The following is a 21670-nucleotide window of genomic DNA, read 5'->3' as shown; positions in this document are numbered from 1 at the left end:
TCCTGTTGCAGGATCACGCTCCGGCGGCTGTGCGGGCGTCGAGGCGATCGCCACCGGGCGGTGGTCATGGAATCGGGCGCAAGCGGCGCCCTGCGGCCCCCTCGACTGGGTAATGTTTGAGTCTAGTCCCGTGATGGCAAAACACTCACCCCGAACCGATGGCGGACATCGGATTTCTGCCCCGGGACCCACCGCCGGCGTGTATCCCAGTGTGTATGGCCCCGTTCGCGATACAAAACCGTCGACCTTCACCCGGCCGGCCACACAGCCGCGATACAGCCAGGGCGCCTACTGGACAGGTCAGCCGCCATCTCCGGCGGCGCCTCAACCGAGACCTTGCCCATGCAGACTCAACATCCCACCGTACCGCCCCGTGTCGGGCTCGGCCTGCGCCGTGGCCTGATCAAAGACCTGCGATCCGCCCGCACCGGCGATTTCGACTTCCTTGAGGTCGCGCCGGAAAACTGGATCGGCGTCGGCGGCGCCCATGGCGCGGCGTTGCGCGAACTGGCTGAGCGCTACCCGCTGTCGTGTCACGGCCTGTCGCTGTCCCTGGGCGGCCCGGCGCCGCTGGACACCGGTTTCCTGCACGAGGTGCGCGCGTTCCTCGACCGCTACGACGTGCCGCTGTACAGCGAACACCTGAGCTACTGCAGCGACGACGGCCACCTCTACGACCTGCTGCCGCTGCCGTTCACCGAAGAGGCGGTGCACCACGTCGCCGCACGGATCCGCCAGGCCCAGGACATCCTCGGCCGGCGGCTGGCGGTGGAAAACGTTTCCTATTACGCCGCCCCCCGGCAGGACATGGACGAAGCGACCTTCACCAACGCCGTGCTGCGCGAGGCCGACTGCGACCTGCTGCTGGACGTCAACAACGTTTACGTGAACTCGGTCAACCACGGGTTCGACCCGCTGACCCTGCTGAATGCCATCGAGCCGGGCAGGGTGGTCGGCATGCACGTGGCCGGGCATTTCGATGAGTCCGACACGCTGAAGATCGACACCCACGGCGCCCCGGTGAAACCGGTGGTGTGGGCGCTGCTGGCCAAAGCCTATGCCCGTTTCGGTGCGCGGCCGACCTTGCTTGAACGGGACTTCAACTTCCCGGCGTTCTCCGACCTGGTGGCTGAGTTGCGGACCATCCGCCGCCTGCAAGCCGAAGGAGGTCAGCATGGACAGCCTTGAGCGGCAACAACTGGCCTTGACCCGCTACCTGCGGGATCCGGACAACCAGTCGCCTCCGCCCGGCATGAAGGCGGCGCGGGTCGAGGTGTACCGCGACCTGGTGTTCAACAATGTTTCGCAGTTGCTGGGCGGCACCTTTCCGGTGCTGATCCGGATCATCGGCCAGGACGCCTGGCGCACATTGGTCCGCGGCTTTCTGCGGGATCACCGCGCGCAGACGCCGAAGTTCGGTGAAATCGCCGAAGCGTTCGTCGGCTACCTCGCCGATCGCGCGGACGAGCCGGGCGAAGGCCAGTGGCCGGGGTTCCTGGTGGAACTGGCCCATTACGAATGGGTGGAGATGGTGTTGCAGCAGTCCGATGCGCAGCCCTTGCCGCCGAACGACGGCGCCTCGTTGCTGACCCGGCCGTTGCAGGTGTCGCCACTTGCCTGGCCGCTGGCCTACGCTTGGCCGGTGCAGAAGCTGGGGCCGGATCATCGACCGGCCACGCCGCCCGCCGAGCCGACCCTGTTGCTGGTCAGGCGCACGGCAGACTTCAGCGTGAGGTTTTCCGAGCTGAGCCCGTTGGCCTGGCGTCTGCTGCAACGGATCGGCGAATGGCCGCAGATGATCGGGGCCGAACACCTCGGGGCGCTGGCGGCCGAAGCCGGGTTGCCTGTGACTACGGCGTTTCTGGACAGCGGACAGGCGCTGCTGCGCCAGTTGCATGACGACGGTGTGGTGGGGAACTGATTCATTCATCGGTCGGCAGCCACCGGGGCGGACACGGGTGCAGGCGATAGAAACGCTGCAACTGGGCCTTGTCCCGTTCGAACCAGTCGCTCAACCATTGGCTGTATTGCGACTGCGCCGCCGTCTGCAAAGCCGGATGCCGGAGACAGTCGGATATTGCTTGCGCAGCCTGCATGCCTGTCATCAGGGCCTTGAGCACGCCGTGGGAGGAGGCCGGGTCGAGCTGGCTGGCCGCGTCGCCGGCAATGAAGTAGCCGCTGCCGGCGGGGGCGGCGCTGATGCGCCACGTCACGTCGGCGCTGCGGGGGCGCCCCCGGGGCGGCAGGTTCCGCAGCGGTTCGGGCAATGCGCAAGGCGGGTGATCCCCCCTCGTCAGGCGTTGCGCTTCGAATGTCTGCCGTGCCCAGTGCAGCGTTTGTTCCTCCACCTGCGCCAGCCATGTCCAGCCGTCGGTGTCGGACAGCAGGTGCGGTGTCTGCGAATAGGGTGCAATGTGCCCGTCGAGGTAGCCGAAGCGGACCTGCAACGGTGGTGAGCAACGGCGCAGCGGTAGCTGCAGTCGACGGCCGAGCCAGCCCGACGCTCCGCTGGCGTCGAGCACGTACGAGGCAAACAGGGGGCCGGTGTCGGTGTCCACGCCGATCACGCGGTGTTGGTGGATGAGCACCCGTCGCGCCCGACAAGGCTGACGAACCGTCACTCCCAGCGCCGCAGCCCTTTGCAGCAGCGCCATGTCCAGCCGGGCTCGGGCGATCTGGAAGCCGCGCCACGGGCCGTTGTCGTCGCCGCCGAAGCCGATGTATCGCGGCGGTGCGTTCCACTGCACCCAATGCCCGTGGAAGCGCATGGCATCCATGCCGCACAACCGTTCAGCCACACCCAGTTGTTGCAGCAACGGCTCGATGCCCGGATGCAGACTTTCGCCGGGGCGGAAGCGGGGAAAGGCGTGTCGCTCGATCAGGGCGACCTGCCATCCGCGCTGCGCACAGCCGATGGCCGCCGCGGATCCTGCGGGGCCACCGCCGACCACCACCACATCAAAGCGGTTCAAGCACAAGTCGCCAGGGGGCGCCGTCGGTCTTCAGCAGCATCGCTGCGACGCTGACGAAGAGGCTCACCTGCTCCTGCACCTCGACGTCCCGCCGCTTGAAGTCGCCAGCCGGGGTGGAGACGTCGCCGCGTCGGTACATCCGGTAGCGATGCACCCAGCCGTCCAGTGCGGTGCCGGCCTGTCGCTCCGCCAGGTCCAGCTCCGGATCGGGCCGCAGCACGCTCTGGAACGAAAGCACCGGCCAACGGTTGCGCTCGGCGTCGTTCTGGCCTGCACCGAGTGCGTTGTAGACGCGGTACATCGACAGCACCCGGTTCTGGTAGGCCTGCTGATCCACGGCGCCGGTCTGCTGCAGGGAAAACCGGTTGTCGAGGGCGACCTGCGTGTAGTCGCTGTATTCGTAGGCGCGGTAGCGGGCCAATGTCCGCCCCTGATCCTGTATCAGTTGCGGCCGTTGCTGGTGATCCCAGGCGACGGCCCCCTGACCGGTTTCCCCATCGGTCAGCGGAATGATGCTGTGCAAGGTTCTGCGGGGTTCAAAGGTCTGTGCCGAATCCGGTGCGGTGCCTGGCCAGAACGAGCCCAGCGCCGCGCAGATGCGTATGTCTTCCGTGAACGGGCTGGCCATCTGGTAACCGGCGAGCACATTGATCCAGCTGTCGTCTGGCATCCGCTGACGGATCCAGCCGGTCTCCCAACCCGGGCCGAACACACCGGCTGCGCCGTCGGGCAATGAGGTCGGTCGGGCGATGGCCGGTTGCAGGTCGCCGGAGGGGGGAACGCTGGTGTGGCGCAGTTGTGCCACGATTGCCGTCACGCTGCGGTCGTCTGGCGAAAACGGTTGATCCTTGAGCGCCAGGTTGGCGCAGTAGCGGACATTCGACAGGGCTTGCAACCGGGCGTGCCAGATGTCGGGGTCGGGTATTACAGGTTCGTGGTTCACCCACGTCAGCAACCGTCGCTGGGTGCACAAGGGAAAGAAATCCGGCGGGCCGATCACGGAGTAAGCCGCCACCGACGGCATCTGGGTGTTCAACGGCAAGCAATGCGCACGCACCCAACCGTCAGCCGTACCGTCGTGATAGTGCAGGGTCCGGTAACCGCCGCGGTCGACCAGCTCGCCCACGCCTTCCCGGTCGTTCAGATCCTCGATGCTGCCGTCCTCATTGAGCTTGTGGCGGCCATGCACCATGCCGGCGGTTCCGGCCGGCATCTGAAAGGCAAGGGGCTGGCCGTCGAGGCAGGCCGGCTCGACCAGGCGTGGCCTGACCTGCGGCAGCAAGAGCCCTGGCCCCCGATCCGCCGGGTCTGCCCAATACGCCAGGCCCTCGCTGATGACGAACGGCGGTTGGCTGATTTCCGGCTCCTGCCAACCGGTGCCGGCATGACGCAGGTGTATGTGCCGCAGCTTTTCGTTGATCTGGTGGTTGTCCAGCCGCAGCGTCAGCTCCATGCCGGCGATGCATTCGGGGCCCTCGAACAGTTTGTGCAGCGGCACCCAGAAATCCAGGCCGTCGTCGATGTCCTCCTGAAAGTCCAACGGACCGAACCGTTCGGCGTCGCCTTTGAGCTGCACGGCGACATAGGCGCTGTAGCGCACAGGCATGACCCGGATGCCGTAGGCGTCATCGTCCACCCAAGGCAAATGGCTCCGCAGGCGGGTGTCGTACCGGGCGGCGGCGGTGCCGACACGGGCGATGCCGGTGCGGGAAAAGCACAGGTCGGCGTGTACGCCGTGCACCGTATCGACGGCGCAACGGTATTCGCAGGCAAACACGGCTACGGCGAGAGGCGCTCCCCGGGCCCTTTGCCGGAGCTCGTCGAGTGTGGGAGGGCGGATGCCGAAGACCAGGTCGAGCAGCGTTTCGATCTCGGCCGGGGAGGGAAACAGTTGCAACGGCTGGCCGGTTGCATCGAGCGTGACCCGCGCTGAGGCCAAGGCATGGAAGAGCAGGCTGCGCGAGGGTTCTCCTGGCTCGATGGCCCGGAAGCCTGCCATTGAAAAATCCTCGAAGCCCGGCAGGGTCCTATCGATGGTCAGCGGTTTGAGCAGCTCGACGTCAAGCGGCACCGCCGACAGGTCCAGCCCGTGTGCCCGCATCAGTGACTGCCACCCGCCGGGCGCCAGGCGTTTGCAGGTCTGTTCTACGTTTTCCAGCAGTGTCATGGCGGTCGGTCTCGGTCGGAGCGCATGTGATGCCACCACACAGTAAATGTCGGCGTCCGGCGACTGTCAGACCTGACAGTCACGACCGACGGTCGCCGGAGGACGTCTGCTTCATCGCTCGGCTGTTCAGCGAGCATGTGGCGATACACGCAACGATAGAGGGGTCGCCCAGGGGCAACAATCGGCCGATTCTACCGGCGTTGTAGCCGCCGGCATCGCGCAATGTAGTCCGTGACGTCGGCTTGCCGGCGGTTCTTAAACAGAAATCAACCTTGCAGGGGCAATCGCAGCTCGGCGCACAGTCCGCCGCCTTCTCGGTTGCTCAGGTTCAGCGAACCGCCCAAAGCCATCGCCAATTGCTGGGCGATGGCCAGGCCCAGGCCGGTGCCGCCGGTGCTGCGGTTGCGCGAGTTCTCCACGCGGTAGAACGGCTCCATCACCTGGGCCAGTTCCTCTTCGGCGATGCCGGGGCCGCGGTCCATGACTTTCACCGAAAGTTTGCCGTCCTGCCGCTCGACCCACAGTTCGGCGGCGCCGGCGAACTTCAAGGCGTTGTCGGTGAGGTTGACCAGCACCCGGCGCAAGGCGTGGGGGCGGGTGTCGATCACCGCGTCGCTCTTGCCGCCCAGTTGTACGTCCTTGCCCATGTCCTGGTAGTCGAACACCAGGCTGTCGAGGAACGAGTCCAGGTGGGTGCGCCGGCTCTCTTCGGTGGAACCGTGGATGCTGCGGGCGTAGGCCACGCCCTCGCGCACCAGGTGCTCCATCTCGCCGAGGTCGTTCCACAGTTTGTCTTTCTCGGCGGAGTCGTCCATGAACTCGGCCCGCAGTTTCATCCGCGTGATCGGGGTCTGCAGGTCGTGGGAAATCGCCGCGAGCAGTTGCATGCGCTCCTTCAGGTAGGCGGCGATGCGCGCCTGCATCGCATTGAACGCACGGGCCGCGTAGGCCACTTCGTTGGGGCCCTTTTCGTCCAGGTTGATCGGGTGGGCGTTGGGGTCGAGGGTCTCCACCGCATTGGCCAGGCGGGTGAGGGGGCGGATCGCGATGCGCACCGCCAGCCAGGTGCAGACCAGCATCAGGGCCAGTTGGCCGATCAGCACCACCGGCAGCCAGGGTGAGAGCGGCGCCATCGACGGCCACACGTCGATGGTCACCGGGCTGCCGTCGCCCAGGCGCAGGTGGCCCTGGAAGTGTTTCCTGGGGCCCGGGATGTCGGTGAACGTCAGCGGGTAGGCCTCGCCGATGGCGTCGGTGATGGACGTGACCGCCACCGGCACATCGCCTGCGCCGATCGGGGTGCCGGGTTCGCCCTCGCTGAGCAGGTAACCGTAGTTGGGCCGGGCCAGGCGCTTGAGCCAGGCCGGGCGCTCCTCGGCCGGCAGGCGGTCGAGGATCGCGATGGAGGTCGAGACGTCGGTCTCCAGGTTGCCGAGCATGGTGTGCTTGGCGCTTTCGTAGCGCTCGTAGTACTGCGCGCCGAACGACAGCGCCTGGGCGAGGATCAGCCCGATCAGGAAAATCAGCGACAACCGGGAGGCGAGGGTGCGCGGCCAGCGCAGGGCAAGGTTCATGCAGGGGCTCCGAGGACTTCGACCGGCAAGGAGAACACATAGCCTTCGCTGCGCACGGTCTTGATGTAGGCCGGTTCGCGGGCGTCGTCCAGCAGGCGCTGGCGCAGGCGGCTGACCAGCAGGTCGATGGACCGGTCGAACAGGTCGGCCTCGCGGCCCTGGGTCAGGTTGAGCAGCTGGTCGCGGCTGAGCACCCGCTGCGGATGGTCGAGGAACACCCGCAGCAGGCGGTATTCGGCGCCGCTCAGGGCGACCAGGGTGCCGTCCTTGTCCAGCAGGTGGCGGGCCGAGGTGTCCAGCTGCCAACGGCCGAACGCCAGCAGGCGGCCGGTTTCGGTGACCACCAGGTTGGGTGGCAGCATGCGCGTGCGGCGCAGCACGGCGTTGATCCGCGCCAGCAGCTCGCGGGCGGCGAAAGGCTTGGTCAAGTAATCGTCGGCGCCCATCTCCAGGCCCAGGATGCGGTCGGTCTCGTCGTTGCGCGCAGTGAGCATCAGGATCGGCGTGGCCTTGTGCTTGCCGGCGCGCAGCTCGCGGCACAGCAGCAGGCCGTCGTCGCCGGGCATCATGATGTCGAGCACGATCAGATCCACGGTGTTGGCTTCCAGGAAGCTGCGCATCTGCCGGCCGTCCGCGACCACGGTGGTGCGCAGGCCGTTCTTCTTCAGGTAATTGCCGACCAGCTCGCGGATCTCGCGGTCGTCGTCGACGATCAGGATGTGATCGACATGATCCATGGGGCCAAACCTCAATCAAAGGGGATGACGCGCAGTCTATCGAGCCCCGAGGGGCCCGCCTGCCTGGGTTTGTATTGCAGTGTATCTGCCGCGCAGGCGGATACAGGCTGACGCAAAAAGCGGATTTTTTCAGGGTTTTGTATCGCTGTGTATCCCCGGCCTGCACAGATACACAGCCATGGATACGCGCCGTTTGCCGACACAAGCGCGATACCTCGCCAGCGTTCAATGAGCTCCATCGAGGCACGGCACAGACGCCGGGCCCGGACAACGAATCATCCATTGACGCCCGAGGAAAACGCCATGAACGCCAAGACCAAGACCATCGCTGCCGCTTGCCTGTTCGCCGCCCTGAACATCTGCACCCTGTCGGCCCGCGCCGAGGCCGATGTCGCTGCGCAAACCTACACCTACGGCACGCATCTGGACATCCAGAAAGTGATTTCCCTCAAGGAAAGCAACCCAGGGAGCTGCGGCATCGTCGACGCCCGCATGACCTACCTCGACTCGGCCGGCCAGACCCGTGTGCTCGATTACAGCAAGTTCGGCGACGGCTGCCACAACGAAAACTGATTGCCCACTTTCATAAAAGGATCAACGCCATGAACAACGTATCGCGCTTTCTGACCGCTTTCGCCTTTGCCTTCGCCGGTGTCGCCGCCCACGCCAGCGCTGCCGTGGAGCAGCACAGCTGCGGCAACGGCACCTGCTTCCAACTGACGCCGCTGGCCAAGCAAGGCCTCGCTTCCGACGGCTCCAGCCATACGCCGCTGGGCCAACTGGTGGCCGCCGACGGTTCCAGTCGCACGCCGCAGGGGCAACTGGTGGCTGCCGACGGTTCCAGCCGCACGCCGCAGGGCCAACTGGTGGCTGCCGACGGCTCCAGCCGCACGCCGCAGGGTCAACTGGTGGCCGCCGACGGCTCCAGCCGCACGCCGCAGGGTCAACTGGTGGCCGAGAACGGCGCCAGCCGCACACCCCAGAGCCAATGGCTGGACAGCCAGAACGCCTGACCGCCACAGAACCAGGAACACTTCCGACATCAAGGTGACTCCCATGCTTCTCATCGCTTTTCTGGGCGGCCTGCTGACCGTCCTCAGCCCCTGCATCCTGCCGGTGGTGCCGTTCCTGTTCGCCGGTGCCCACCGCAGCCGCTCCTCGATCCTGCTGACCCTCGGCGGCATGGCCCTGACCTTCGCGCTGGTCTCCAGCCTGGCGGTGGTCAGCAGTGAGTGGGTGATCCAGGCCAGCAACACCGGCCGCCACATCGCGCTGTTCGTGATGGTGCTGTTCGCTCTGTCGCTGATCTCGGCCCGGGTCGGCGACTGGCTGTCGCGTCCCTTCGTCCTGCTCGGCAACCGCCTCGATCCGGACGCCCGGAAGAAGGCCGGGCCCATGGGATCGATCATGCTCGGCGTCGCCACCGGTCTGCTGTGGGCGCCCTGCGCCGGGCCGATCCTGGGCGTGATCCTCACCGGTGCCATGCTGCAAGGCGCCAACGCCCAGACCAGCCTGTTGCTGCTGGCCTACGGCGCGGGCAGTGCGCTGTCGCTGGGTACCTTGATCTTCGCCGGACGCGGGCTGGTCAACCGGCTCAAGCCGTCGATCCCGTTCACCGGCTGGTTGCGCCGCGGTGCCGGCGTGGCGGTGCTGGCCACCGCCGCCGTGATCGCCACCGGCGCCGACAAGCCCCTGCTGGCCAGCACGTCGTCCGAAGGTGTGGCGTCGGTCGAGAAGGGCGTGCTGGAGAACGTGCCGAAGGTGGTCGACTATTTCATCAGCAAAGTGCGGGCGGACTCGCTGATGGAGGAGGCAGGCAAGGGTACGATGCCGTCCCTGTCCGGCGCCGTGCAGTGGCTGAACTCGCCGCCGCTGACGGCCGAATCCCTGCGCGGCAAAGTGGTGCTGGTGGACTTCTGGACCTACGACTGCATCAACTGCCAGCACACCCTGCCGTACGTCAAGGCGTGGGAAGCGAAGTACGGCAAGGACGGCCTGGTGGTGATCGGCGTGCACACGCCGGAATACGGCTACGAGCGGATCATCGACAACGTCAAGGATCAAGTGAAGAAGCTCGGCATCACCTACCCGGTGGCCATCGACAACGACTACGCGATCTGGCGGCATTTCGACAACCAGTACTGGCCGGCGCATTACCTGATCGACGCCAAGGGGCAAGTGCGCTACACCCACTTCGGCGAAGGCCGCTACGAGGCCCAGGAACAGATGATCCGGCAATTGCTGGAAGAGGCGAAAGCGCCGGCCGCATGAGCCGCGCAGACCGACGGCCCGGCGGCGAAAGCCCCGGGCCGTTTTCCGTGGTCGCGGTTGTGTTTCGACGCCTTTACAAAATCCCGCCGCTCATCGGCAAAGCCCCGGTTTTGCGGGCTCTCCGGACGATTGGCAAGGACGCCGGCCGCCCCCGGCGCGATAGTGGTCGGGTTGCGCCACTGCCGGCGCAAGCACCGATGAGAAGCAAGCGAGGTTGCCATGCCGAAGTTTGTGATTGAACGCGAGATTCCAGGGGCCGGAAAGCTCTCGCCGCAAGAACTCAAATCCGTTTCGCAGACGTCCTGCCAGGTGTTGCGTGAGTTGGGACCGCAGGTGCAGTGGCTGCACAGCTACGTCACCGGCGACAAGATCTACTGCGTGTACATCGCCCCCAACGAAGAGCTGGTTCGCGAGCACGCCAGGCTGGGCGGATTCCCCGCCAACAGCGTGTCGCAGGTGACGAGCATCATCGACCCGACCACGGCCGAATGAGCCGGGCCACCGTCAGCGGAGCTGCGCATCATGAGTACCCCCATTGATCTCTCTGCCCTGAAGGAACGCCAGAAAGTCGCCTGGGCCAGCGGCGACTACGCCGTGATCGGCACCACCTTGCAGATCGTCGGCGAAAACCTCGCCGAGGCCTGCGACCTGCGCTGCGACGAAGAAGTGCTGGACGTCGCCGCCGGCAACGGCAACGCGACCCTGGCGGCGGCACGGCGCGGCGCGTTGGTGACGTCCACCGACTACGTCGCGGCGCTGCTCGAACGCGGCCAGGACCGGGCTCGCGCCGAGCATTTGGACGTGACCTTTCAGGTGGCGGACGCCGAAGCGCTGCCGTTCGCCGACAGCAGTTTCGACGCGGTGCTGTCGACCTTCGGCGTGATGTTCGCACCGGACCAGGACAAGGCGGCCAGCGAACTGGCGCGGGTCTGCCGACGGGGCGGGCGGATCGGTCTGGCCAACTGGACCCCGGAAGGGTTCGTCGGCCAGATGTTCAAGACCCTGGGCCGGCACCTGCCGCCGCCGGCCGGCGCCCAGCCGCCTTCGAACTGGGGGACGGAAGCCTGGCTGCACGCCCGGTTCGACGATCGCCATTTTGCGGTTCAGGTGACGCGGCGCCACTTCAACTTCCGCTACCGCTCGGCGGCGCACTTCATCGACATTTTCCGCCACTGGTACGGACCGGTGCACAAAGCCTTCGCCGCGCTGCCGCCGGAAAGCGGCCTGGCGCTGGAAAACGATCTGGCCCAACTGCTCAACAGCCTGAACCGGGGCGGGGACAAATCGCTGGTGGTGCCGAGCGAGTATCTGGAGGTGGTCATCGCCAAACGCTGAGGCCTGCTCCTGCAAGTGCGGCGCTGCGACGGGTGCCGGTAGAGCCGATGCCTGCATCGAGCCGGCCATTGCTATCGCTGGCAAGCCAGCTCCCACAGGGCCTGCGGTTGTCCGCCGTTGATGCGAACACCCGGGATACTGTGGTAGAGCCGATGCCTGCATCGAAGCGGCCATTGCTTTCGCTGGCAAGCCAGCTCCCACAAGGACTGCGGTTGCCCGCCGTTGAGGCGAACACCCCGGATACTGTGGGAGCTGGCTTGCCAGCGATGGCGGCGGGACAGGCAACGAAGGGCTCGCGAACGCTCAGCTGACCTGCGCCCCCCGCGCCACCAGCAGTTCGCGCAACACCGAACGGTGGCAGTGCGCTTCTTCCTCGCAATAGCAGCCAAGGGCGAACGACGTCTGGTGCGACAGCGCCGCCAGCAGATCCAGCATCTGGCTCGCCGCCGGCTGTTTCATCTCGGCCTTGAACTTGCGCACGAACGCGGCCCAGGCCTTGGCGTCCTCGGCGTGCAGCGCTTCGGCCACCAGGTCGGCGCTGGGCGAGAGCAGCGGTTGCCACACATCATAGAAATCACGGCGGGCGAACTCGGCCTTGGGCACCCCGCGCGGCGGGCGGCGCACGGTGCCCAGGCGCAGGCCTTCTTCGGGGGCGCGGGGCGAGCCCAGGCGCACGATACGGATCGGCATGGGAAACCTCTATTTCAGGTGAGCGCCGTCGAACCACTCCAGCGCCGTGCGCCAGACGCAGATGCCGAGGAAGTACGCCGACATCAGCAGCCACAGCCCCATCACGAACGGATTGATCACCGGATGGTTGAGCACCAGCGACAGGCTGCACAGCAACCAGATGGCCGTCACCGCGATGTTGATCGGCATGAACCGGCGCACGCGGAACGGGTGCAGGAACTTCATCCGGGTGACGGTCAGCAGCGCCAGGCCGATCACCGTCAGCAGGGTGAGCCACGGCCCCGGCGCGATGATGTACAGGCACAGGGCGACCACGTTCCAGGCGGCGGGGAAGCCGACGAAGTAGTTGTCCTTGCTCTTCATGTTGACGTTGCAGAAGCAGAACAGCGACGACACCAGGATCAGCGACACCGTCAGCAGCAGGGTGTAGTCGGGCAGGGGAATGTAGCGGTAGATGAACAGCGCGGGGATGAACACGTACGTCAGGTAATCGATCACCAGGTCGAGGATCGAGCCGTCGAAGCTTGGCAGCACCGACTGCACGTTGACCTTGCGCGCGAGCGCCCCGTCCAGCCCGTCGACGATCAGCGCCACGCCCAGCCACATCAGGCAATGGGTCGGCTGGTTCTCCAACAGCGCGAGGGTGGCCAGGAAAGCGGTGACCACGCCGGTCGCGGTGAATCCATGGGCGCCCCAGGCCTTGAGCCTGGCGATGTGGACGGTCGATATCACGGGGCGTTCTCCAGAAAGTGAGGCGGGCCGGGTCAGGGTTGCAGGTATCGACCGGTGGCGCCGGGATAAGGTTCACCCTCAATGAATCTTAGCTGGCCGCGGAAAAAGGATGCCGGAGAAATCGCCGTCCGGCCCCGCGCTTCAGCCAAACGGTGCTGGCGCTGCGGCAGCGCAGGGCTATCGTTGCCAGACGCATTCACGCCGTCCGGAGGACACCGTCATGAACACCAGCGATTTGCTTGAACAACTGCTGCGGGGCCAGGCCTCTGCGGGACAACAAAGCGGTGCTTCGGCCAGCGACGGGCTGGGCGGCCTCGGCGGCCTGCTCGGCGGGTTGCTGGGAGGCGGCAACAGCGCAGGCGGAGCGCCCGCCGGCGGGTTGGGCGGACTGGGCGGGCTGCTGGGCGGCCTGCTGGGCGGCGGAGCGCTGAGCGGTGGCGCTCAGGGCCGTTCCGGCGGCACCAACTACGCGGCGCTGGCTTCGCTCGGGATGATGGCGTTCCAGGCGTACCAGGCCTGGCAACGCAGCCAGGCCAGCGCCGCTCCGCAACAGGCGCCGCAGACCGCGGACATGCTCTCCGGCCCGCAGGTCGAGGAACACAGCCACGCGGTGCTGCGTGCGCTGATCGCCGCGGCCAAGGCCGACGGGCGCATCGACGAATCGGAAAAGCACCTGATCAGCAGCGAAATCGGCCGCCACACCGATGATCCGCAACTGCAGGCATGGCTCGACGCCGAAGTGGCCAAGCCACTGGATCCTGCGGAGGTGGCGCAGTCGGCCCAGGGCGATCCGGCGATGGCCGCCGAGATGTACCTGGCCAGCGTGATGCTGGTGGACGACCAGCAGGAGGCCGAACGCAATTACCTGGACGAGCTGGCGGCGGCGCTGGGGATCGACCCCGATCTGCAGGTGCACCTGGAGCAGCAGGCCAAGGGCGGCGCCTGACCGGGGCGGCCGTCAAGCGTCGCGCAGCAGGTCGTGGGCGTTGAGCAGGGCGAAGGCGATTTCCGGGTGGCGCTCCAGCCCCCGGCGGATGGCGGCCGGGATCGACTGACGGGTCTTGCGGCACAGGCCGGGCAATTCATCGATGTCGATGGCGATGCCGCGCATCGTACGCACTTCGTTGAACCCCGGCGAGATGCTCACGCGGATGCCCAGCTGCTCGAACATCCGGCCTTGCAGGCGTTCGAGGTCGGCCAGGCTCTGCAGGTTTTCCAGGCGTTCGAGCAAGCGCTTTTCCTCCTGGCGGGTCAGCATCAGGATGCGCACATCCGCGCCGGGATTCTCCAGCAGTGGATCGCGCCCGCAATTGCAGGCGCCGGGAGGGCAGGGGGAGCGGATCGGTGCGCAAATCGTCATGGCCTCCATCATAGAGGCCGTCCGACGGTTTTGCCCATGCCCGCCCGCCTGCCGTCCATCGGCAGGCGGGCGGGTGGCGACTACGGTCGGCCACCGCTGTCGGGGATGTTGGTCTACTGCGACAGGCCTTCGTAATGGGCCAGGATGGCGTTGGCCAGTTCTTCGTCGCTGGCCGTAAGGCCTGGGTTGTCCTGGCGCACCTGCTGCAGCACCGATTCCAGGTACACGCCCCGGATGGCGCCGCCGCTGGCGACGAAGGCGGACAGGTCGTCACGGGCCGGAATCACCAGCTTGTGGTCCTTGAAGGTCGAGTAGAGCGATGCGGAGATCCCCGCCGAAGTGGCGACGTCGCCCGCGTCCACGCGGGCCAGGGCCGAGCCGAAGGGCAGGCAGAGGATGAGGGACGAAACGAGCACTAAGTGGCGCATGGCGGTGTACCTCCAACAGCAAGCGGCTAAATGGACTTACCACATAATGTGAGAGGTGCGCGGCGGTGCGGGAGTTCCGTGCCGGAGGGCGGACGGCGGGGCGTAGACACACGCCGAGACGTTCCGGTGCGGCAGGCCGGCGGAAATAGGCTTAACTCAAACGTTGACGACTCAATTGGCGGCGTGACCAGGGAGGAAACCACGGTGTCGATCAAACTGCGCTTGATGCTGCTGATAGCGACCAGCCTGGTGACGGCGCTGATCGTCAGTCTGGTGAGCTATGTGGGGAACGGGCGGATGTCCGCCGCGTTCGACGACAGCGCGGTGAGCATGTCCGCGCTGCGCAACCACCTGGAAGCCGACATGATGCACGACGCCCTGCGCGCCGACGTGTTCTCGGCGATGCTCACGGGCCTTGGCAAAAGCACCAGCACCGCGGAGGAGGTGCGCCAGTCGGTCAACGAGCACGCGGCGCATTTTCGCGAGGTGCTGGGCGAGAACCTCAAGCTGCCGGTCAACCCGACGATCCGCGCTGCGCTCGAACAGATCAAACCGAGCCTGGACACCTACATCGGCGCGGGCGAACGGATCGTCGGCCTGGCGCTGGACAACCCCGAGGCGGCGCAGCAGGAACTGGGCACGTTCAACACGGCGTTCAGCCAGCTGGAGGAGCGAATGGCCGCCCTCAGCGAACTGATCGAGAGCAACACCCGTCAGACCGGCGAAGGCACCGCCGCAGCGATCCGCAGCGCCAACGTCGCCCTCGGCGCCGTGCTGCTGGCCAGCCTGTTGCTGCTGTTGGCCGAGGGCCGCTGGGTGTACCTGGGCATCACCGGGCCCCTGAGGGCCGCCAGCCGCATCGCCGAGAGCATCGCCCACGGCAACCTCAGCGAACCGATCGCCGAGCCCGCCGGCCGGGACGAAGCCAGCGGCCTGATCCGCACCCTGGGCACCATGCAGCGCGACCTGCGCGACATGATCGACGTGGTGCGGCGCAATGCCCACGGCGTCAGCGGCATGAGCGAGCAGTTGAGCCACGGCTGCCACCAGGTCGCCGACAGCAGCCAGCAGCAGAGCGCCGCCGCCGGCACCATGGCCGCCGCCGCAGGCCAGATGACCGCCAGCATCGAAGAGATCACCCGCCACGCCGAGCGGGCCCTGAACATGGCGAGCCAGGCCGAGACCTTGGCCAAGAACGGCGGGCAGGTGATCCACCAAGTGGTCAGCGACATGGACGACATCGCCCGTTCGGCCAAGCGCTCGGCCCAGGTCATCCGGACGCTGGACCAGGAGTCGGAAGGGATCTTCAACATCATCCAGGTGATCAAGAGCATTGCCGACCAGACCAACCTGCTGGCGCTCAACGCCGCCATCGAAGCCGCTCGGGCGGGCGAGCAGGGCCGCGGTTTCGCGGTGGTCGCCGACGAGGTGCGCAGCCTCGCCGCCCGTACCAGCGCCTCGACCCAGGAAATCGCCGCCATGGTCGAGCGTATCCAGAGCAGCACCCGGGAGGCGGTCAGCAGCATGGAGGCCGGCGTGGCCCAGGTCGACAAGGGCATGGCGGTCACGGCCGATGTCGAGCGCGCCATCCGCGAGATCCTCGAGGCCACCCTCAACACCACGCAACTGGTCAACGACATCACCCGCACCATCGGCGAGCAGAGCCAGGCCAGCAACGAAATCGCCCATCAGGTGGAAATGATCGCCGGAATGTCCGAGGGCAACAGCAAGGTGATCGGCGAGACGGCGGGCACCACCGATGAACTGTCGAGCCTGGCGGGGCGTTTGGCGCAGTCGGTGGACCGGTTCCGGCTGTGACGCGCTCCCGTTGTTAACACGGAGTAACACATTGCCGCATCACCGCGGAGCCCTGTGGGAGCGAGCCTGCTCGCGATGGGACACCCGGAAATGGGGTGGAAACGGCTGAAAGGCTCCGTCATGTTCCGCCCCGCGCGGCCGATAACGGGCCAGGCGCAAAGAGACCGCCAAGTCGGGAACAGACGCGCGGGTTGGCCCTGACGTGATATTCTTCGCGCCAACTTGGTTTGACCTCATTCGGTTCGGCCCGCCATTCGCGGGCCGGCGGAATCACTGTCGCTCAAGTAGCTGAAGCCAATAATGATAAGAAGTCAGTTCAGAAGGGACATATAACTGAGGCCGATGTCGCATGTCGGCCTTGTGTGCCCACCCGTCAATTTTGAAGTGTGCCGGAACCCGCGCCGCTGGCCTGAGCGTCGCGAACAAGGGGCCCCACACGCACAACAGCGGCGGGCGGAAGGCGTTTTATCATAGGTGCAACAGATGTTTAAGAAAGTGAACACGGCCTTGCTGGGGCTGGCTTTGTCGATGGGGCTGTCGTCCGCCTACGCGGAAGAAGCGAAGAAAGTGGACGTGCTGCTGATCGGCGGCGGCATCATGAGCACCACCCTGGGTGTGTGGCTCAACGAGCTGGAGCCGGGCTGGTCGATGGAGATGGTCGAGCGCCTCGACGGCGTCGCCCTGGAAAGCTCCAACGGCTGGAACAACGCCGGTACCGGTCACTCTGCGCTGGCCGAGCTGAACTACACCCCGGAAGACGAGAACGGCAAGGTGTCGATCCCGAAAGCCGTCGAGATCAACGAAGCGTTCCAGGTGTCCCGTCAGTTCTGGGCCTGGCAGGTTCGCCAGGGCGTCCTGAAGAACCCTCGCTCGTTCATCAACACCACGCCGCACATGAGCTTCGTGTGGGGTGACGACAACATCAAGTTCCTGAAGAAACGCTACGAAGCCCTGCAGGCGAGCCCGCTGTTCGCCGGCATGCAGTACTCCGAAGATCCTGAAGTGATCAAGAAGTGGGTTCCGCTGATGATGGAAGGGCGTGACCCGAACCAGAAGATCGCGGCCACCTGGAGCCCGCTGGGCACCGACATGAACTTCGGCGAGATCACCCGCCAGTTCGCCGGCTACCTGCAGACCAAGCCGAACTTCGACCTGAAGCTGTCGAGCGAAGTGCAGGACATCACCAAGAACGCCGACGGCAGCTGGCGCGTCAGCTACAAGAACCTGAAGGACGGCACCAAGACCGAGACCGACGCCAAGTTCGTGTTCATCGGCGCCGGCGGCGGTGCCTTGCACCTGCTGCAGAAGTCCGGCATCGAAGAGGCCAAGGAATACGCCGGCTTCCCGGTGGGCGGTTCGTTCCTGGTGACCGAGAACCCGGCCATCGCCGAGCAGCACCTGGCCAAGGCCTACGGCAAGGCGTCCGTCGGCGCGCCGCCGATGTCCGTTCCGCACCTGGACACCCGTGTCCTGGACGGCAAGCGCGTCATCCTGTTCGGGCCGTTCGCGACCTTCAGCACCAAGTTCCTGAAGGAAGGTTCGTACCTGGATCTGCTGACCAGCACCACCACCCACAACATCTGGCCTATGACCAAGGTCGGCATCAAGGAATACCCGCTGGTCGAGTACCTCGCCGGCCAACTGATGCTGTCGGATGAAGACCGCCTGAACGCGCTGAAGGAATACTTCCCGAACGCCAAGGCCGAAGACTGGCGCCTGTGGCAGGCCGGCCAGCGCGTGCAGATCATCAAGCGTGACGAGCAGGCCGGTGGCGTGCTGAAGCTGGGCACCGAGATCGTCGCTTCGCAGGACGGCACCATCGCCGGCCTGCTGGGCGCATCGCCAGGCGCTTCGACCGCTGCACCGATCATGCTGAGCGTGCTGCAGAAGGTCTTCAAGGACAAGGTCGCCACCCCTGAGTGGCAAGCCAAGCTGCACCAGATCGTTCCAAGCTACGGCACCCAGCTGAACAGCGATCCGGCCAAAGTGGCCGAAGAGTGGGCCTACACCGCCAAAGTCCTGGAACTGCCGACCCCACCGGTCATCGGCCAGGCCGCCCCGGCGGCGGACGCTGCGGCCGACAAGGCCAAGGCGCCGAAGGAAAACGCTTCGCGTGACATGGCGCTGTAACCAGTCGCCAGATTGGGAAAGCCCACTGAACCGGTGACGGTCAGTGGGCTTTTTTGCGCCCGGTGCCTTGCCTGGGGCGAGGCGATGGATCAGGCTCTGGCCGCCGCCAGGTAAGCCCCAAGCCGCCGCCCCATTTCCTCTCCCAGCACCTGCAGCGCGCTCATCGGCCGCACCATCACTTCGAACTCGACGATTTTCCCCTGCTCATCGAAACGGATCATGTCGATGCCCTTGAGCTCCTTGTTCCCCACTTTGGCGCTGAACTCCAGCACCACGTTCAGCCCGTCGGCCGTCGCCAGTTCCCGGTGGTAGGCGAAGTCCTCGAACACCGTGCTCACGGTGTTGAGGATCATGGCGACCACGGGGCCGCCCGGATAGGGCGTGTGGGCCATCGGCGAGCGGAACACCGCCTTGGGGTCGAGCAGCTCGGGCAGCGCGGAGAGGTCCCCGGTGCGGATCATCGCGTGCCAGCGGTCCAGGGATCGGGCGGCGTTGGGGTGCAGGTTGAGGTCGGCCATCGTTCACTCCTGTCTGTTGTTGTTCTTCGAAAGGCGCCCATGACTCTAGATCAACAAGCGGGAATGGGCACCTTTGTGTGCTGCGCTGAATGTAGGGGCATCGCGCAAGCGGATCAGATGTCCATCTGATCCGCTTTTTCTTGCGCAATCTGCCTCTGTAACCCAAACAGACACACGCTCAAAATAGCCCGGCAGTTCGGTCATCCGCGGCGGCCTTCATCCCGAAGCGTCCGGTGCACCGCAAACCTGGCATTGAGGAGAGCAACATGGCGAAGATGGCGATTTTCCTGGGTGGGTTTCTGACGCTGACCATTCTGATCGGTGTGCTGGCGACCATCTCTCCGGTTTGAGGCCGAAGGAAGGGGCTGAATTCTCCGATCACCAGCAGCACGTCCACGCCTTTTTGAGGGCAATGCACCTCCAGTGCACGTTGCTGCCCCGCGAGGTATCCAGGTTTTCGTACAGGAAAGCGCTCTTGCGACCCTGCCGGATCCTGTAGACGTAGTCGACGAGAATCGGCTGATCCCGAAGCAGCGAAACGGAATGATGGGCACCTTCCACGAGTTCCGACCGTCTGTTGTCCATTCGCTGCTGAATCTGCTGGCTTGAACCAGGTACTCATAGTGCGAGTATCGAAATATCACCAGGAGCCATACGGGACACCCTTTTTTTCGACGTAGGCTTTGGACACGTCGGAAAGTGAGTCATATTTGCCGCCGGATTTCCCTTCATATGGGCCTCGTGGGTCAACTTCTGCCTTTACTCTCGTGACCTCAATGGGCGACAGACAAGGGCCTAGCACCCAAACCTTTGCTATGCCGCCAGGCGCAAGGCCAACAACCAATGCTTCTCGATAACCTGTAATCCATTTTCCGTCGGCAGCGCAGAATGTTTTTTCACCTTTGCGCATGATTTCCCTTGTCGACTCAGGTATGTCAATTCCCATTTGGTAGGTTTGCGGCTCGACCAAGGACTGCCAGCGAACATAGATTTTTTTGGGAAGGTCGGCCCCTGTCACGTATTTCCCTTTTCCCCAGCCTGGCCTTTTTGGCCAACCCTTCGGATTGCCGGAATTGTTGGGTGGGGTTTGAATGGCTGAGTTGCCGCTCATTGCGCGTCTATAAACTCGACCTTGAACATCTATGACGTCAGCTGTCTCGATCCAGACTTCCATGTAGTTCGGAGCTGAGAAACCCAAGCGCCAAGCCTCATAAGGCAGCGAACCGCTGTGGGCGAAGGTTGAGCCACACGTAAGTATGAGCGCAACGATAAAGCGTAGATGCCTATTCATTGGGGTGAACCGTGCGTTGGTTGTTGTCTGTAGGTCGATTGATAAATACAACGTCCAGATCGCTGTTGTTCATGCCTTTTGCCGCATTCCAGTTGTCGGACAGGTGAATGTATTTTTGAAAAAGAAGCTCTTCTTCTTGAGGAGAAAGGCCAATGGTTTGGCTTTTGCCCAATGCATAGTTAATGATCTTTTCGGAAATCGGAGTGAGTTCCGCTGGTAGTGTCAATCGCGGATCTTTTTCCGGGATTTCGTTGAATGGAACATCATTTTTTACGGCTAGTTCGCGCATTGTCCTTAGATAAATCAAAGAAAGCTCACTGCGAACCTCACGTCGGCTGCTCACTGCTGCATAAACATGTTTTTTCGGTGTTCGGTCATCCCTGTCCCGGCTGGTAAAGGGAACTTCCCAGGTGCGTAGCTCGAGAGGGAGGTTGTATTGGGCCATCTGGTCTTGCAGGCGTCGCAAATCTTGCTGTGCGAGCTTATAGCTATTGGCCTCTGAGGTCGGAGTCGTTCGATCAACGTCGCTTCTGCGCGGTTTGCTGATCAGTACACGTTCTGTGGCTTTGGGCAGATACCCGCCGCCCAAGTCGGAGTGTACGCCGGGCATGATGATGTCGGCCGACCCTGCGCTGTTCAGGGAGAAGTTGTAGCGACGTTCATTTCTGGCGACCAGGTGAACGATTTTTTTCGCGATGCCTGGAGGAAGAGCGATATTGATCCCCGGGTTTCTGGCGTTATGACCAGTGAAGTCCCCAAGCAACGGATTCGCAATGGCCGCAACCGTGTCGTAGATGCCTATGAAATTGATCGAAACATCCGACTTGGCACTCCACTGGAACGAAGCAGTCAGGGCCGGAGAGCCGGCCGGCAAGGCTTTCGCGAGAACGCTTTCCTGCCCCTTCATGACTTCGTTCGCAAAATCCCGTGCAGCGGCAGCGCCACGGCTGAACCCAAAAATATCGAACTCAACTTTTTTAATCCGTTTGTCCGGATTGTTGTCCTGAAAAGTACGGATGGTTTTCAGAAACTGTCCCGATGTTTCCTCAACCCGCGTCCTGACCCCTTGCGCCCCAAGCCCCGTCCCCTGTGAGTAGATAGAATCCTCACCCGTACTGCTCGTACCGATCCCGTCTACGTAGATCGACACGCTCGCCATTTCCGCATCCGCCGGAATCTCTTCGTCGGATTGGTTGATGTAGAGGTCGTATAAGCGGGCCACGTTACTGACGTCGTTGCCATAACTGTTGTCCGGCGAACTGCCCTTGCCGTCGTAGCCGTAGGAGGCGCAGTACTTGCGGATTTCTTCCGCCATCTCTTGCAGGTTCACGTCTGGCGCAAAGCAGCCATAAACGCGTTCGCTGTTGCTGCGGTTGTTGCCCGTCCCATCGAAGAACATGCCCACCCGCAGCGTGATGTCTTCGATTTCGACTTCTTCTTCCTCTTCTTCGAGCTCTTCTTCCGACGGTGGCGTGCTCGGCGCATCCGGCTCGGCACTGAACTTGCCGATCGGGGGCGCGCTGAGCAGATTGCCTTTCGCGTCTTTTGCCGCGATGCCGGGAATCAGGGGCGCCAACACCGCAATCCCGCTCCCCACCCCCGGCGCCCCGCCGGTATTGGCCTTCACCTCGGCCCCGCTGATGGTCA

21 protein-coding genes and 1 pseudogene are annotated in these 21670 nt (G+C 64.6%); 11 read left to right on the top strand and 11 right to left on the bottom strand.

The annotated features are described in order from the left end of the window. Positions 1-342 precede the first annotated feature (342 nt). On the top strand, positions 343-1188 hold the full coding sequence (locus CAG29_RS27735; RefSeq protein WP_085586705.1) for a DUF692 domain-containing protein: 846 nt from the start codon (positions 343-345) through the stop codon (positions 1186-1188). Further along, a complete protein-coding gene (locus CAG29_RS27730; RefSeq protein ID WP_085695441.1) occupies positions 1175-1921 on the top strand; it encodes a DUF2063 domain-containing protein in 747 nt (248 codons plus the stop codon). Before CAG29_RS27735 ends, CAG29_RS27730 begins: the two co-directional genes overlap by 14 nt. Before the next feature lies 1 nt (position 1922). Here CAG29_RS27730 and CAG29_RS27725 read toward each other — a convergent pair whose 3' ends face one another. The 4 genes from CAG29_RS27725 to CAG29_RS27710 form a co-directional block, all read right to left on the bottom strand. After that, on the bottom strand, positions 1923-2972 hold the full coding sequence (locus CAG29_RS27725; protein WP_085695440.1) for an NAD(P)/FAD-dependent oxidoreductase: 1050 nt from the start codon (positions 2970-2972) through the stop codon (positions 1923-1925). Continuing rightward, positions 2959-5139 carry a hypothetical protein gene (locus CAG29_RS27720; RefSeq protein ID WP_085633891.1) on the bottom strand — a complete coding sequence of 727 codons (2181 nt, stop codon included), beginning with the start codon at positions 5137-5139 and terminating at the stop codon, positions 2959-2961. Before CAG29_RS27720 ends, CAG29_RS27725 begins: the two co-directional genes overlap by 14 nt. A gap of 266 nt (positions 5140-5405) precedes the next feature. Continuing rightward, positions 5406-6713: a HAMP domain-containing sensor histidine kinase gene (locus CAG29_RS27715; protein WP_085586709.1), complete on the bottom strand. Its 1308-nt coding sequence runs from the start codon at positions 6711-6713 to the stop codon at positions 5406-5408. Then, entirely contained in the window at positions 6710-7450 is a 741-nt protein-coding gene (locus tag CAG29_RS27710) for a response regulator (RefSeq protein ID WP_085586710.1), read from the bottom strand. Before CAG29_RS27710 ends, CAG29_RS27715 begins: the two co-directional genes overlap by 4 nt. A gap of 303 nt (positions 7451-7753) precedes the next feature. Here CAG29_RS27710 and CAG29_RS27705 point away from each other — a divergent pair, with 303 nt between their 5' ends. The 5 genes from CAG29_RS27705 to CAG29_RS27685 all read left to right on the top strand — a co-directional run bounded on the left by CAG29_RS27705 (position 7754) and on the right by CAG29_RS27685 (position 11056). After that, positions 7754-8023 (top strand): DUF2790 domain-containing protein, encoded by a 270-nt coding sequence (locus CAG29_RS27705; RefSeq protein ID WP_085586711.1) that lies wholly within the window; start codon positions 7754-7756, stop codon positions 8021-8023. A 29-nt stretch (positions 8024-8052) separates the two neighbouring features. Beyond that, the gene (locus tag CAG29_RS27700; protein ID WP_085586712.1) at positions 8053-8463 is read left to right on the top strand and encodes a hypothetical protein; all 411 of its coding nucleotides are present in this window, start codon (positions 8053-8055) and stop codon (positions 8461-8463) included. A 43-nt stretch (positions 8464-8506) separates the two neighbouring features. After that, positions 8507-9721, top strand: coding sequence for a cytochrome c biogenesis protein DipZ (locus tag CAG29_RS27695; RefSeq protein ID WP_085633896.1), 1215 nt, complete (start codon positions 8507-8509; stop codon positions 9719-9721). Between the two features lie 219 nt (positions 9722-9940). Beyond that, complete coding sequence (locus CAG29_RS27690; RefSeq protein ID WP_085586714.1) at positions 9941-10213, top strand: DUF4242 domain-containing protein; 273 nt, start codon at positions 9941-9943, stop codon at positions 10211-10213. A 30-nt stretch (positions 10214-10243) separates the two neighbouring features. Continuing rightward, a complete protein-coding gene (locus CAG29_RS27685) occupies positions 10244-11056 on the top strand; it encodes a class I SAM-dependent methyltransferase (RefSeq protein WP_085641114.1) in 813 nt (270 codons plus the stop codon). A gap of 303 nt (positions 11057-11359) precedes the next feature. On the opposite strand, the gene CAG29_RS27680 is transcribed toward CAG29_RS27685, so the two are convergent. Together CAG29_RS27680 and pcsA are read right to left on the bottom strand one after the other, a co-directional pair. Beyond that, positions 11360-11746 (bottom strand): DUF488 domain-containing protein, encoded by a 387-nt coding sequence (locus CAG29_RS27680; RefSeq protein ID WP_085586716.1) that lies wholly within the window; start codon positions 11744-11746, stop codon positions 11360-11362. Between the two features lie 9 nt (positions 11747-11755). After that, positions 11756-12478: a phosphatidylcholine synthase gene (gene pcsA, locus CAG29_RS27675; protein WP_085586717.1), complete on the bottom strand. Its 723-nt coding sequence runs from the start codon at positions 12476-12478 to the stop codon at positions 11756-11758. Between the two features lie 220 nt (positions 12479-12698). On the opposite strand from pcsA, the gene CAG29_RS27670 reads away from it, so the two are divergent. Further along, complete coding sequence (locus CAG29_RS27670; RefSeq protein ID WP_085633900.1) at positions 12699-13424, top strand: tellurite resistance TerB family protein; 726 nt, start codon at positions 12699-12701, stop codon at positions 13422-13424. A 12-nt stretch (positions 13425-13436) separates the two neighbouring features. On the opposite strand, the gene CAG29_RS27665 is transcribed toward CAG29_RS27670, so the two are convergent. Both CAG29_RS27665 and CAG29_RS27660 read right to left on the bottom strand, forming a co-directional pair. After that, positions 13437-13838 carry a hypothetical protein gene (locus CAG29_RS27665; protein WP_085586725.1) on the bottom strand — a complete coding sequence of 134 codons (402 nt, stop codon included), beginning with the start codon at positions 13836-13838 and terminating at the stop codon, positions 13437-13439. A 113-nt stretch (positions 13839-13951) separates the two neighbouring features. Then, entirely contained in the window at positions 13952-14266 is a 315-nt protein-coding gene (locus tag CAG29_RS27660; protein ID WP_085586719.1) for a DUF2388 domain-containing protein, read from the bottom strand. A 30-nt stretch (positions 14267-14296) separates the two neighbouring features. Here CAG29_RS27660 and CAG29_RS29210 point away from each other — a divergent pair. From CAG29_RS29210 to mqo, 3 genes and pseudogenes are all read left to right on the top strand, one after another. After that, a pseudogene (locus CAG29_RS29210) lies at positions 14297-15229 on the top strand (MCP four helix bundle domain-containing protein); the annotation flags it as partial. Beyond that, a complete protein-coding gene (locus CAG29_RS29205) occupies positions 15221-16084 on the top strand; it encodes a methyl-accepting chemotaxis protein (protein WP_371857692.1) in 864 nt (287 codons plus the stop codon). The pseudogene CAG29_RS29210 and the gene CAG29_RS29205, both read left to right, overlap by 9 nt. Positions 16085-16567: 483 nt before the next feature. Then, the gene (gene mqo / locus CAG29_RS27650) at positions 16568-18214 is read left to right on the top strand and encodes a malate dehydrogenase (quinone) (protein WP_085586721.1); all 1647 of its coding nucleotides are present in this window, start codon (positions 16568-16570) and stop codon (positions 18212-18214) included. Between the two features lie 89 nt (positions 18215-18303). On the opposite strand, the gene CAG29_RS27645 is transcribed toward mqo, so the two are convergent. The 3 genes from CAG29_RS27645 to CAG29_RS27625 form a co-directional block, all read right to left on the bottom strand. Continuing rightward, a complete protein-coding gene (locus CAG29_RS27645) occupies positions 18304-18732 on the bottom strand; it encodes a nuclear transport factor 2 family protein (RefSeq protein ID WP_085695439.1) in 429 nt (142 codons plus the stop codon). 640 nt (positions 18733-19372) lie between these two features. Continuing rightward, a complete protein-coding gene (locus CAG29_RS27630; RefSeq protein ID WP_085657157.1) occupies positions 19373-20023 on the bottom strand; it encodes a DUF2931 family protein in 651 nt (216 codons plus the stop codon). Further along, on the bottom strand, positions 20016-21670 hold a 1655-nt coding region (locus CAG29_RS27625; RefSeq protein WP_170930462.1), incomplete at its 5' end, for a DUF2235 domain-containing protein. The genes CAG29_RS27625 and CAG29_RS27630, both read right to left, overlap by 8 nt.

Origin of the sequence: Pseudomonas sp. B7(2017) (assembly GCF_002112745.1) — a bacterium.
Classification (GTDB): Bacteria; Pseudomonadota; Gammaproteobacteria; order Pseudomonadales; family Pseudomonadaceae; genus Aquipseudomonas; species Aquipseudomonas ekonensis.
The sequence above is the reverse complement of the archived record's forward strand: the minus strand, read 5'-3'. Positions and strand labels throughout refer to the sequence as shown.